General features: G+C 73.0%; 11 protein-coding genes. 10 read left to right on the forward strand and 1 reads right to left on the reverse strand.

What is annotated here, in order from left to right:
* Positions 1-145: 145 nt before the first annotated feature.
* Complete coding sequence (locus VM242_10315; protein HVM05559.1) at positions 146-682, forward strand: adenine phosphoribosyltransferase; 537 nt, start codon at positions 146-148, stop codon at positions 680-682.
* A gap of 2 nt (positions 683-684) precedes the next feature.
* Positions 685-2898 carry a bifunctional (p)ppGpp synthetase/guanosine-3',5'-bis(diphosphate) 3'-pyrophosphohydrolase gene (locus VM242_10320; GenBank protein ID HVM05560.1) on the forward strand — a complete coding sequence of 738 codons (2214 nt, stop codon included), beginning with the start codon at positions 685-687 and terminating at the stop codon, positions 2896-2898.
* A 10-nt stretch (positions 2899-2908) separates the two neighbouring features.
* On the opposite strand, the gene VM242_10325 is transcribed toward VM242_10320, so the two are convergent.
* Complete coding sequence (locus tag VM242_10325) at positions 2909-3883, reverse strand: DUF559 domain-containing protein (GenBank protein HVM05561.1); 975 nt, start codon at positions 3881-3883, stop codon at positions 2909-2911.
* Between the two features lie 120 nt (positions 3884-4003).
* On the opposite strand from VM242_10325, the gene hisS reads away from it, so the two are divergent.
* The 8 genes from hisS to mltG all read left to right on the forward strand — a co-directional run.
* Complete coding sequence (gene hisS / locus VM242_10330; protein ID HVM05562.1) at positions 4004-5242, forward strand: histidine--tRNA ligase; 1239 nt, start codon at positions 4004-4006, stop codon at positions 5240-5242.
* Positions 5243-5244: 2 nt separating this feature from the next.
* Positions 5245-6966 (forward strand): aspartate--tRNA ligase, encoded by a 1722-nt coding sequence (gene aspS, locus VM242_10335; protein HVM05563.1) that lies wholly within the window; start codon positions 5245-5247, stop codon positions 6964-6966.
* Between the two features lie 110 nt (positions 6967-7076).
* Positions 7077-8384 carry a replication-associated recombination protein A gene (locus tag VM242_10340; protein ID HVM05564.1) on the forward strand — a complete coding sequence of 436 codons (1308 nt, stop codon included), beginning with the start codon at positions 7077-7079 and terminating at the stop codon, positions 8382-8384.
* Entirely contained in the window at positions 8381-8737 is a 357-nt protein-coding gene (locus tag VM242_10345; protein ID HVM05565.1) for a DUF948 domain-containing protein, read from the forward strand. The genes VM242_10340 and VM242_10345 overlap by 4 nt, the downstream gene beginning before the upstream one ends.
* An 8-nt stretch (positions 8738-8745) precedes the next feature.
* Positions 8746-8991: a hypothetical protein gene (locus tag VM242_10350; protein ID HVM05566.1), complete on the forward strand. Its 246-nt coding sequence runs from the start codon at positions 8746-8748 to the stop codon at positions 8989-8991.
* Positions 8992-9043: 52 nt separating this feature from the next.
* Positions 9044-11617, forward strand: a complete 2574-nt coding sequence (alaS, locus tag VM242_10355) for an alanine--tRNA ligase (GenBank protein HVM05567.1) — start codon at positions 9044-9046, stop codon at positions 11615-11617.
* Positions 11614-12030: a Holliday junction resolvase RuvX gene (ruvX, locus tag VM242_10360; protein HVM05568.1), complete on the forward strand. Its 417-nt coding sequence runs from the start codon at positions 11614-11616 to the stop codon at positions 12028-12030. Before alaS ends, ruvX begins: the two co-directional genes overlap by 4 nt.
* A gap of 31 nt (positions 12031-12061) precedes the next feature.
* Positions 12062-13185: endolytic transglycosylase MltG (mltG, locus tag VM242_10365; protein ID HVM05569.1), on the forward strand; the 1124-nt coding region annotated here is incomplete at its 3' end.

A 13185-nucleotide genomic window follows, 5' to 3' on the forward strand; every position in this document is an offset into this window, starting at 1 on the left:
GACCGGAAACGTTTGCCACGTTCGCAGCGGCAAGTCCGTGGCCGCTCCTGCCGCCGCAGGCGGCCTCCGCGGCTGCGGCCACCGGTCGAATGGAGTGAGCGAAGCGAACGAATGAGGTCGAGGACCTGGCCGGTAAGATCGGAGGATGGTCCTCGCCGTCGACGCCGGTTGGCTGAAGGACCGCATCCGCGACATCCCGGACTTCCCCCAGCCCGGCGTCGTCTTCAAGGACATCACGCCGCTGCTGGCCGACGTGGCGGCCTTCCGCTGCGCGGTCGACGCCATCGCCGAGCACTGGGCCGGCACCCCGGTCGACAAGGTGCTCGCCGTCGAGGCCCGGGGCTTCATCGTCGGGGCCCCCGTCGCCTACCGGTTCTCGGCCGGCTTCGTCCCCTGCCGCAAGGCGGGCAAGCTGCCGTGGCAGGTCGAGCGCGAGGAGTACGTCCTGGAGTACGGCACCGACCTGCTGGAGATCCACCAGGACGGCGTGGCGCCCGGTGAGCGGGTGCTGGTGATCGACGACGTCCTCGCCACCGGCGGGACGGCGTCGGCGGCGGTTCGGCTGGTCGAGCGCCTGGGGGGCGTGGTCGTCGGCCTGGGCTTCGTTCTCGAGCTCGCCTTCCTCGGCGGGCGGTCCAAGCTGGCGGGACAGGACGTGCTGTCCCTGCTGACGTACGAGTAGCCGTGGTCGTCGACCGGATGCGCACGCTGTCGTGGCGTCGCCAGTTCGCCGACGCGCCCGACGAGCTGGCGCCCCTCGTGGCCGCCTACCGCCGCCGCCATCCCAAGGCCGATCTCGGGGTCATCGAGCGGGCGTACGCGGCCGCGTCGCGGGCCCACGTCGACCAGGTCCGCAAGTCGGGGGAGGCCTACATCTCCCACCCGGTGGCCGTGGCCACCATCGTGGCCGACCTCGGGCTGGACGACGTCACCGTGGCCGCCGCCCTCCTCCACGACGCGGTGGAGGACACCGGGGTCACCCTCGAGGACGTCGGCCGGGAGTTCGGGCCCGAGGTGGCGGCCATCGTCGACGGCGTCACCAAGCTGGACCGCGTCCGCTTCGACTCCCGGGAGGCCCAGCAGGCCGCCTCCATGCGCAAGATGCTGGTGGCGATGGCCAAGGACTGGCGGGTCCTGATCATCAAGCTGGCCGACCGGCTCCACAACATGCGGACCCTCGCCGCCATGCCGGAGTTCAAGCAGAAGCGCACCGCCCAGGAGACGCTGGACATCTACGCGCCGCTGGCCCACCGCCTGGGGATCCAGGACATCAAGTGGCAGCTGGAGGACCTCGCCTTCGCCACCCTCCACCCCAAGCCGTACGCCGAGATCGAGCAGATGGTCGCCCAGCGGGCGCCCGAGCGGGAGATCTACCTCACCCAGGTCCTGGAGGAGGTGAAGGGGCGGCTGGACCAGAACGGCATCGAGGCCGACGTCACCGGCCGGCCCAAGCCCCTGTGGTCGATCTACGAGAAGATGGTCGTGCGGGGCAAGGAGTTCGACGACATCTTCGACCTGGTGGGGATCCGGGTGCTGGTCGACTCGGTGAAGGACTGCTACGCCGCCCTGGGCACGATCCACGCCACGTGGAAGCCGGTGCAGGGCCGGTTCAAGGACTACATCGCCATGCCCAAGTTCAACCTGTACCAGTCGCTGCACACGACGGTGGTGGCGCCCCAGGGCAAGCCCCTCGAGGTCCAGATCCGGACCTGGGAGATGCACCAGCGGGCCGAGTACGGCATAGCCGCCCACTGGGGCTACAAGGAGAAGGCGTCGCCGGCCGACATCGCCTGGCTCAACCGCATCGTCGACTGGCAGCGGGAGACCGACGACCCGGCCGAGTTCCTGAAGAACCTGAAGCTCGACCTCGAGCAGGACGAGGTCTTCGTCTTCACCCCCAAGGGCAAGGTGGTCACCCTGCCGGTGGGCGCCACCCCCGTCGACTTCGCCTACGCCATCCACACCGAGGTGGGGCACCGCTGCATCGGTGCGCGGGTCAACGGCCGCCTGTCACCCCTCGACTCGCAGCTGCACTCGGGCGACACGGTGGAGATCTTCACGTCCAAGGTGCCTTCGGCGGGCCCGTCCCGGGACTGGCTGAAGATCGTCGCCACCCCCCGGGCCCGCAACAAGATCCGCCAGTGGTTCTCCCGGGAGCGGCGCGAGGACGCCATCGAGAACGGGAGGGACGAGCTCGTCAAGGCGATGCGCAAGGAGGGCCTCCCGGTCCAGAAGGTGGCGTCGTCCCAGGCGCTGGTGAGCATCGCGGCGTCGATGAACTACCTCGACCTCGACTCGCTCCACGCGGCCATCGGGGACGGGCACGTCTCGGCCCGGTCGGTGGCGCAGCGCCTGGCCCGGGAGCTGCGGGGCGGCGACCACGAGGAGCAGCTGCCCGCCACCGTCCGCCAGCCCCGCCGCCAGCGCCGCGACACGTCGGCCGGCGTCCACGTGGAGGGCCTCGACGACGTGATGGTGCGCCTTTCGCGCTGCTGCACGCCGGTGCCGGGCGACGAGATCCTGGGGTTCGTCACCCGGGGGCGGGGCGTGTCGGTGCACCGCTCGGACTGCGCCAACGCGGTCTCGCTCGCCACCGGCCAGATCGACCGGGTCATCGACGTGGAATGGGACCGGGAGAGCAAGGGCACGTTCGTGGCGTCCATCGAGATCAAGGCGCTGGACCGCTCCCGCCTCCTGGCCGACGTCACCCGCTCGCTCTCCGAGCACTACGTCAACATCCTCGCCAGCTCCTCCCAGACGGGCGCCGACCGGGTCAGCACCATGCGCTTCGACTTCGAGCTGGCCGACCCCGCCCACCTCGACTCGCTCCTGACGTCGGTCAAGCGGATCGACAGCATCTACGACGCCTACCGGGTCCTCCCGGGCAAGGGGAACTGACCGGGCGCCGTCACGTTCTCGCACCAGGAATCGACCGCAAGCGGTCGATTCCTGGTGCAGGAACGGCGGAGTGGCGGCGCCGGGCGTCCCGGACGAGCGACACGGCGACGTCGGGCCGCCGCCAGATCGCGTCCTCAGTCACCCGGATCACCTGGTGCCACCCGGCGGCGAGGAGCGCGTCGTCCCGCCGTCGATCGTGGACGCGGTCGAGTGGGCTGGTGTGGTGGACGTCGCTGTCCACCTCGACCACGATCCGCCTGGCGCGGTCGACGAAGTCCACCCGGCCGATCCAGTCGTGGCCGCCCAGGTCGACCTGACGGCTCAGCGGCGGCTCGCCGGCGTCGGCGAGGATGCGCGCGAAGCGGGCTTCGAGGCCACTCGCCGTCGCCACGTAGCCGTCCGGTCGCTCGCTCAGAAGGGCGCGCATCGCCGCCACCCCGGGCCGTCCCGAGGCGCCCAGCTCGGCGAGCACGGTGCGGAGGGCGAGGAGGGTGGCGGGGCTCTTCGCCACGACGGTGTCGACGACGCGCTCCAACCGACCCGGTCGCAGGCCGCCGGCGACGTCGAAGAGGGTGCGGGACAGGGTCGTCACGGGGATCCCGTGGCGCTCGGTTACGTGCGACGGCGGCAGGAGTGACGGGCGGTGCACGATGGCGGCGTGGGATGCGGCGCCGGAGACGCCCCGGCGCAGGCTGACCTCCATGGCGTCGAACCCGAACCCCGGGAGCCGCCACAGAGCGGCAGCCGCACGGTGCGACACGGCGGCGCCCGGCCCGGCGTCGAGGACGGCGATCATCAGTTCCTGGCGGATACCCCGTGGAGCGCCGACGAGGCGGAGCACACGGGGCGTGGCGAACTCCCAGTCGGGGCCGTTGAGCCGGTTGCGCATCGCCGACGGCGTGGCGCCGAGGGCCCGTGCCTGGCGCCGGGCCACGACAGAGTACTGCGTCGCCGCCAGCGCCCTCAGTGCATCGTCGAGTTCCATGCCCGTACGCAATCAGCCGCCTGTGACACTGCCTTCTTGCACCAGGAATCGACCGCCGGCGGTCGATTCCTGGTGCAAGAAGTCCGGGGGGCGCGAGACGCGAGCCACTAACCTCGGGCGGTGCCCTCGTTCCAGGCCCCGCCGGGCACCTTCGACGTGCTGCCTCCGGCGTCGGCCCGCTACGAGCGGCTGATCGGCATCTTCGACCGGCTGGCGGGCGCTGCCGGCTACGGGCTGGTGGTGAGCCCCATGTACGAGGACGTGGCCGTGTTCCGCCGCGTCGGCGAGAGCACGGACATCGTCCGCAAGGAGATGTACGAGTTCACCGACCGGGGCGGGCGCCACCTGGCGCTCCGGCCCGAGGGGACGGCGTCGGTCGTGCGGGCGTTCGTGCAGCACGCGCCGCCCACGCCGTTCAAGGCGTTCTACGTCGCCCCCCACTTCCGCCAGGAGCGCCAGCAGGCGGGCCGCTACCGGCAGCACCACCAGCTCGGCGCCGAGGCGCTCGGCTCCGACGACCCCGACCTCGACGTCGAGGTCGTCGCCCTGGCATGGCGGGTCTTCGAGACGGTGGGCCTGTCGCGGGTGCGCCTGCGTCTCACGTCGCTGGGCGATGCCGCCTGCCGCCCTGGTTACCGCGACGAGCTGCTCGCCCACCTCGAGGCCCGCCGGTCCGAGCTGTGCGACGAGCACGCCGGGCGCCTCGAGGAGAACCCCATGCGGGTCCTCGACTGCAAGCGCGAGGAGTGCCGTGCCGTGTCGGCCGGCGCGCCCCGCATGATCGACCGGTTGTGCGCCGCCTGCCGAGGGCACTTCGCCCGCGTCGAGCAGGGCCTCGGTGCGCTCGGCGTTCCTCACGACGTCGACCCCACGCTCGTACGGGGCCTCGACTACTACACCCGCACCACCTTCGAGTTCGAGGCGGGCGCCCTCGAGGCGTCGCAGAACGGGGCGGGCGGCGGCGGCCGCTACGACGGCCTGGTGGAGGCGCTCGGCGGGCCGCCCACCCCGGGGATCGGCTTCGGCCTGGGCGTCGAGCGCATCCTCCTGGCCGCCGATGCCGAGGGCGTGTTCCCCATGCCCGACACCCTGCTGGACGCCTTCGTGATCGACACCACCGGCGGCGAGGCGGCCCGTGACATCACCGAGGAGCTGCGCCGGGCCGGGCTGCGGGCCGACCGGGCGTTCGACGCCCGGTCCTTCCGCGCCCAGATGAAGGTGGCGCTGCGGTCGGGCGCCACCCTGGCGGTGGTGTGCGAGCACCAGGGCCTCACCATCCGGACGTTGCGGGAGAAGGGCGAGGCCGAGGACGTGGACCGGGACGAGGTGGTCGAGCGCGTGAAGAAGCGGTTGGGCTGAGCATGCTGCGATCGGACTACTGCGGGACGCTGACCGAGGCGGACGAGGGCCGCCAGGTGAGCGTCTGCGGGTGGGTGGCGCGCCGGCGCGCGCACGGCGAGCACCTCGCCTTCGTCGACCTGCGGGACCACACGGGCCTCATCCAGTGCGTGGTGGACGGCACCACCGACGTGCGCTCCGAGTACGTCGTGCGCATCACCGGGTCGGTGCGCCGGCGCCCGGCCGGCACCGCCAACCCCAACCTGGCGACCGGCGAGGTCGAGCTGGGCGACTGCGAGGTGGACGTCCTCTCGGTGGCCGAGCCGCCGCCGTTCCCGGTCAGCGACCGCATCGACGCCGACGAGACGGTGCGCCTGCGCCACCGCTACATCGACCTGCGCCGCGAGCGGATGCAGCGCAACCTGCGCCTGCGCGCCCGCGTCAACAGCGCCCTGCGGCGCGCCATGGAGGGCCAGGGGTTCGTCGAGGTCGAGACGCCGATGCTCATCGCGTCGACCCCCGAGGGCGCACGCGACTTCGTCGTCCCGTCCCGCCTGCACCCCGGCACCTTCTACGCCCTGCCCCAGAGCCCGCAGCTGTTCAAGCAGCTGTGCATGGTCGGCGGCGTCGACCGCTACTACCAGATCGCCCGCTGCCTGCGCGACGAGGACCTCCGGGCCGACCGCCAGTTCGAGTTCCAGCAGCTGGACGTCGAGGCCTCGTTCGTCGACCAGGAGGACGTGCTCGGCTTCATCACCGTGGCGGTGGCGGCGGCCGCCGAGGAGGCCAGGAGCGAGCGGCCCCTGCCCTTCGGGCGCATGACGTGGGCGGAGGCGACCGAGCGCTACGGCACCGACAAGCCCGACGTGCGCTTCGGGATGGAGCTGGTCGACCTCGGCAAGGTGTTCGCCGCCACCGGGTTCAACGCCTTCAAGGCGCCGGCCGTCAAGGGGATCCGCGTCCCCGGCGGGGCCGACGCCGGCCGCTCCCGCCTCGACGCCCTCACCGAGAAGGCGAAGTCGTTCGGCGCCAAGGGCCTGGTGTGGATGCGCGTGGGGGAGGACCTCAGCATCGACTCGCCGGTGGCCCGCTTCCTGTCCGACGACGAGGTGGCCAACCTGGGCAAGGAGCTGGGCGCCGAGGCGGGCGACCTCCTCCTGCTGGTGGCCGACGAGCGCCCCACGGTCAACCACGTCCTCGGGCTGCTGCGGCTGGAGCTGGGCCGGCCGGCGGTCAACGCCGGCGGCCTGCACTTCCTCTGGGTGACGGAGTTCCCGCTCTTCGAGGGGGTGGGCGACGACGGCTCGCCGATCCCGGCCCACCACCCGTTCACCATGCCGCACCCGGAGGACCTGGACAGGCTGGAGAGCGACCCGCTGTCGGTGCGCTCGCAGGCCTACGACCTCGTCCTCAACGGGTGGGAGCTGGGGTCCGGCAGCGTGCGGATCCACCGCCGGGACGTCCAGGAGCGGGTGCTCGGGCTGCTGGGCATCGGCCCCGAGGAGGCCCAGGCCCGCTTCGGGTTCCTGCTGGACGCCTTCCGCTACGGCGCCCCGCCCCACGCCGGCTTCGCCTTCGGCATCGACCGCCTGGTCGCCCTGCTGGCCGGGGAGGAGAACATCCGCGAGGTCATCGCCTTCCCCAAGACCCAGTCGGGCGCCGACCCCCTCACCGGCGCGCCCACCGCCCTGGCCGACGCCCAGCTCTCCGAGCTCGGCATCCGGCTGCTGCCGCCCAGGGCCTGACGCCACCTCGCCGGCGCTTCTGGCACCAGGAACCGACACGGGAGTGTCGGTTCCTGGTGCCGGAACGAGGCGGCGGTGGTGGGCCGTCCTCGTCCCGTAGCCTCACGCCGGTGCCCGCCAAGCCCGACGACCTGTTCGCCTCGGCGCTGGAGGACCGGCTGGCCCGCCAGGCGCCGCTGGCGGCGCGCCTGCGGCCGCGGAGCCTCGACGAGGTGGTCGGCCAGACGCACCTCCTGGCCCCCGGCAGGCCGCTGCGGGCCCTGATCGACGCCGACCGCATCTCGTCGTTGATCCTGTGGGGGCCGCCGGGGACGGGCAAGACCACCCTTGCCCGCCTCATCGCCGGCGCCACCAGCAAGGAGTTCGTGGCGAAGTCGGCCGTCACCGCCGGCGTGAAGGACGTGCGGGAGGTGATCGAGGACGCCCGCCGCCGCCTGGCCGAGCACGGCCGGGGGACGATCCTGTTCCTCGACGAGGTCCACCGCTTCAACAAGGCGCAGCAGGACGCCCTGCTGCCGGCCGTCGAGGACGGGACCGTCACCCTCGTCGGGGCCACCACCGAGAACCCGTTCTTCGAGGTCAACGCGCCGCTGCTCAGCCGCTCCACCCTGTTCCGCCTCGAGCCGCTCTCCCACGACGACCTGCGCACCGTGGCCCGCCGGGCGCTCGAGCACGAGGGCGCGACGGCCACCGACGAGGCGGTCGGCTTCCTGGTGGACGTGGTCGAGGGCGACGCCCGCGCCGCGCTCACCACCCTGGAGGTGGCGCTGGCCCTGGCCGACGGGAGCCACATCGCCCTCGAGCACGTGGAGGCGGCCCGCAGCACGCGGATGCTCCGCTACGAGGAGGACGACCACTACGACGTCGTCTCGGCGTTCATCAAGAGCATCCGCGGGTCGGACCCCGACGCCGGCCTCTACTGGCTGGCCCGCATGCTGGCGGCGGGAGAGGACGCCCGGTTCATCGCCCGCCGCCTGGTGATCCTGGCCAGCGAGGACGTCGGCATGGCCGACCCCCGGGCGCTGCTGGTCGCCGACGCGGCCGCCCGGGCCGTCGAGTTCGTGGGGCTGCCCGAGGCCCAGCTCAACCTGGCCCACGCCGTCGTCTACCTCGCCACCGCGCCCAAGTCGAACCGCGTGACGGTCGCCCTCGGTGCCGCCATGGAGGACGTCCGCCGCCGGCCGGCCGGCGCCGTCCCGCCCCACCTCCGCGACGCCCACTACCGCGGCGCCCGCTCCATCGGCCACGGGGTCGGCTACGACTATCCTCACGACGACCCGAGGGGCTGGGCTCCCCAGGAGCACCGGCCTCCCGAGACTGCCGGCCGGGTGTACTACGAGCCGTCGGCCCACGGCGAGGAACCAGCGATCGAGGAGCGCATGCGAGCGATGCGGACCGAGGGAGGCACCGGCTCGTGAGCGCGGGCGAGGTCGCCGCCGTCGTCGCGGCCGTGGCGGCGGTGTTCCTGTCGGTCGGCGTGGTGTTCGCGCTGTCGTCGGTCACCCGCACCCTCCGGTCGGTGCGCGGCGCGGTGGAGGAGCTGCGGCGCGAGACGGTGCCGCTGCTGGGCGAGATGCGCGTCGCCGTGGACCGGGCCAACGCCGAGCTCGAGCGGGTGGACGGGGTGCTGGACCGGGCCGAGAGCATCGGGACGACGGTGGACTCGGCGTCCCGCCTGGCCTACCTGGCCTTCGGCAACCCGGTCATCAAGGCCATGGCGCTGGCCGCGGGGACGAGCCGGGCGGCACGGCGGCTGCGCCGCCGGGACTGAGCGCACCGGTGTTCAAGCGCCTGTTCTGGCTCACCGTGGGCGTGGGGTTCGGCTTCGGCATGAGCTTGTGGGTCTCGCGGATGGTGAGGGGCAAGATGGCCCGCCTGGCGCCGGACAACGTGTCGGCCGAGCTGGCCGGTGCCCTGCGCCAGTTCGGCTCCGACCTGCGGGCGGCCGTGGCCGAGGGCCGCGAGGCGATGCGCGAGCGGGAGGCGGAACTGCGGTCCGAGATCGTGCCGGGCACGGGCCGGTGAGCCTCCTCCGGTACCCATTCCGGCCCCGCCCCGCCCCCTAGGCTGAAGGCGAATGGATGCCGAGTCGCTCCGCCGGGTGTTCAGCACGTTCTTCGTCGAGCGCGGCCACACCCGGGTCGGCTCCTCGGGGCTGATCCCGCACCACCCGCGCGCCCCGCTGTTCACCAACGCGGGGATGAACCAGTTCCTCCCGTACTTCCTGGGCGAGGAACCGGCGCCCTACCCGCGGGCCACCTCGGCCCAGAAGTGCGTGCGCATCATGGGCAAGCACGACGACATCGAGAACATCGGCATCAGCCGGCGCCACGTCACCTTCTTCGAGATGCTGGGCAACTTCAGCTTCGGCGACTACTTCAAGTCCGACGCCATCCCGTACGCCTGGAAGCTGGTCACCGAGGGCTTCGGCCTCGACCCCGAGCGCCTGTGGGTGACGGTCCACGTCGACGACGACGAGGCGGCCGACATCTGGCACGACGCCGTCGGGTTGCCGGTCGAGCGCATCCAGCGCATGGGCGCCGACAACTTCTGGGAGATGGGCGACACCGGGCCGTGCGGGCCGTGCTCGGAGATCTTCTACGACAAGGGCGAGGCGTACGGCGCGGCGGGCGGCCCCGCCCAGGGCGGCGACGAGCGCTTCGTGGAGTTCTGGAACCTGGTGTTCATGCAGTACGACCGCCGGGCCGACGGCACCCTCGACGACCTCCCCCGGAAGAACATCGACACCGGCCTCGGCTTCGAGCGGACGCTGGCCGTGCTCCAGCAGGTCGACTCGGTGTTCGACACCGACGTGCTGGCCCCGCTGGTGCAGGCGGCCGCCCGGGTCACGGGGCGCACCTACGGCGGCGACGAGCGGGCCGACGTCTCGCTGCGGATCCTGGCCGACCACGCCCGCACCATGAGCTTCCTCGTGAGCGACGGCGTCCACCCGTCCAACGAAGGCCGCGGGTACGTGCTGCGCCGCATCATCCGGCGAGCCGTGCGCCAGGCCTTCCAGCTGGACGTGGAGCGGCTGGTCACTCCGGCCATGGTCGAGGCCACCGTCGAGGTGATGGGCGACGCCTACCCCGACCTGGCCCGCAACGCCGGGACGGTGGCCGAGGTCGTCGAGCGGGAGGAGGCGCGCTTCCGCGAGACGTTGCGCAACGGCATGTCCGCCCTCGACGCCGCCCTGGAGGGCGCCGACGAGGTGCCGGGCAGCGTCGCCTTCCGCCTCCACGACACCTACGGGTTCCCCATCGAGCTGACCCGGGAGATCGCCGCCGAGCGCGGCGCGTCGGTGGACGAGGCGGGGTTCCGCGCCGCCATGGACGACCAGCGCCGGCGGGCCCGCGCCGACCGTGAGAAGGCGGGCGCGGGGGGCGGCGCCCGGGACTACCGGGAGGTGCTGGACGAGTTCGGCACCTCCGAGTTCCGCGGCTACGGCGAGTACCAGACGTCGGCCAAGGTGCTGGCCGTCCTCCCCGCCGGCGACGGCACCGTCGAGATCTTCCTCGACCGCACCCCCTTCTACGCCGAGAGCGGTGGCCAGGTGGGCGACACCGGCACGATCATCACCGAGACGGGCCGGGCCGAGGTCCTCGACACCACGGCCCCGCTGCCCGGCCTCCATCGCCACCTGGCCCGCATCGTCGACGGCGTGGTGCAGCCCGGCGCCGATGCGGTCGCCACCGTCGACGCCGTGCGCCGGGACGCCATCCGCCGCAACCACACCGGCACCCACCTCCTCCACTGGGGCCTGCGCGAGGCGCTGGGCCTCCACGTGCAGCAGCAGGGCTCGCTGGTGGGCCCCGACCACCTGCGCTTCGACTTCTCCAACTTCGGCCCGGTGGAGCCGGCCAAACTCCAGCAGGTCGAGGACATGGTCAACGAGCAGGTCCTGGCCGACGAGCCGGTCCGCGCCTACGAGACCACCAAGAGCTACGCCGAGCAGCTGGGCGCCATCGCCTTTTTCGGCGACAAGTACGGGGAGTACGTCCGCGTTGTCGAGGCCGGGTCGCGCTCGCGCGAGCTGTGCGGCGGCACCCACGTGGGCGCCCTCGGGATGATCGGGCCCGTCCGCATCACCGGCGAGAGCTCCATCGGGTCGAACCTGCGCCGCATCACCGGGCTCACGGGAAAGGGGGCGCTGGAGCGCACGCGCGAGGAGGAGCTCCTCCTCGCCCGCACCGCCGCCCTCCTGCGGGCCGAGCCGCGCGAGCTGCCCGAGGCGGTCGGCCGGGTCCTCGACCACCTCAAGACGCTGGAGGCCGAGCTCAAGGCCCTGCGCTCGCAGCTGTCGGCGGGCGAGGCCGACCGGCTGGCCGGCGAGGCCGTCGCCGGCATGGTCGTGGCCCGCCGGGACGGACTGGCGCCCGACCAGCTGCGCGAGCTGGCCCTGGCCGTGCGCCGGGCACCCGGCGTGCGTGCCGTCGCCCTGGCCGGCTCGCCCGACGGCGCCCGGGTCGCCCTGGTGGCGGCGGTGTCGCCGGGCTCCGGTCTCGACGCGCCCGCCCTGGTGGGCGAGGCGGCCCGGGTGGTGGGCGGCGGCGGTGGGGGCAAGGGGGACGTGGCCATGGCCGGCGGCCGCGACCCGTCCCGGATCGACGACGCCCTGGACGCCCTCCGGGCGCGCCTGGGCGCGGCGTGAGGGTGGTCGGCGTCGACCTCGGCACCCGCCGCATCGGCGTCGCCGTCAGCGACGCCACCGGCACCCTCGCGTCGCCCCACGTCGTCCTCGACCGCAGCGGCGACCCGGCCGCCGACCACCGCCGGCTGGCGGAGATCGTCGTCGAGACGGGCGCCGAGCGGGTGGTGGTGGGGCTCCCGCTGTCGCTCAGCGGCGCGGCGGGGCCCGCCGCCCGGGCGGCGGCCGAGGAGGCCGACGCCCTGGCCGTCGTGGTCGGCGTGCCGGTGGAGACGTTCGACGAGCGCCTCACCACGGTGTCCGCCGAGCGGGCGCTGCGGGCGGGCGGTACCCGGGCCCCGTCACGGCGCGAGGTGATCGACAAGGCGGCAGCGGCCGTGATGCTCCAGGCCTGGCTCGACGGGGGGCGGCGGTGAGGCGACACCGGCCGGCACGGAGGTTGGAGCGGTGAGCGAGGTGTTCGAGCCCATGCGGGAGCCCGGCGGCGGCTGGGCCAGGCGGATCGTGATCGGCGTGGTGGTCCTGGTCGTCCTGGGGCTGGTCGCAGGCGGTGGCGCGCTGCTCTACGTCCGCAGCCAGGTGGACCCGTCCGGGCCCGCCGGCCCCGAGGTGGCGGTGGAGGTGCCGATGGGGTCGTCCACCCAGCGCATCGCGACCATCCTCGAGGAGAAGGGCGTCGTCGACAACGCCCGCAACTTCCGGCTCTACGTGCGGGTGAAGAACGCCGGCCCGTTCCAGGCCGGCTCGTACACCCTCCGGGAGAACTCGGCGTTCGACGACGTGATCGCCGCCCTGGAGGAGGGGCCCGAGCTGTCGTTCCAGAGGCTGACCGTCCCCGAGGGCCTCACCGTGAAGCAGGTGGCCGACCTGGTCGGGAAGATGCCGGGGCGCTCGGCCGAGAGGTTCCTCGAGGCGGCGAACAGCGGGACCGTGCGATCGAGGTACCAGCCGGCGGGCAGCGACAACCTCGAGGGGTTCCTGTTCCCGGAGACGTACAACTTCGAGGAGAAGGACGACGAGAAGGCCATCGTGCAGCGCATGGTGTCCACCTTCGACCAGGTGGCCGGGGAGGTCGGCCTCGACGCCGTCACCCAGGGCGGGATCGTCGACCCCTACCAGGCGGTGATCGTGGCGTCCCTGGTGGAGCGGGAGGTGCGCCTGCCCGAGGAGCGCTCCAAGGTGTCGCGCGTGATCTACAACCGGCTGGAGAAGAAGATGCTCCTCCAGGTGGACGCGACGGTCATCTACGCCCTGGGCCGGACGGGCGAGCGGGGCCTGCGGGTGCTGTTCAAGGACCTGGAGGTCGACTCGCCGTACAACACCTACAAGAACCCGGGGCTGCCGCCCACGCCGATCGCGTCACCGGGCCGGGCCGCCCTGGAGGCGGCGGTGTCCCCCGAGGACGGCCCGTGGCTGTACTACGTGGTGATCGACGCCCAGGGCCGACAGGCCTTCGCCACCACGCTGGCCGAGCACAACCGGAACATCGCGGCGGCCGCCGCCGCGATGTTCCGGTTGTGCTCGGCCAGCGTGGTGGCGAAGGCCTGTCGGCCCTGGGCGTCGATCACCAC

The sequence above is a fragment of the Acidimicrobiales bacterium genome (genome assembly GCA_035540975.1).
Classification (GTDB): Bacteria; Actinomycetota; Acidimicrobiia; order Acidimicrobiales.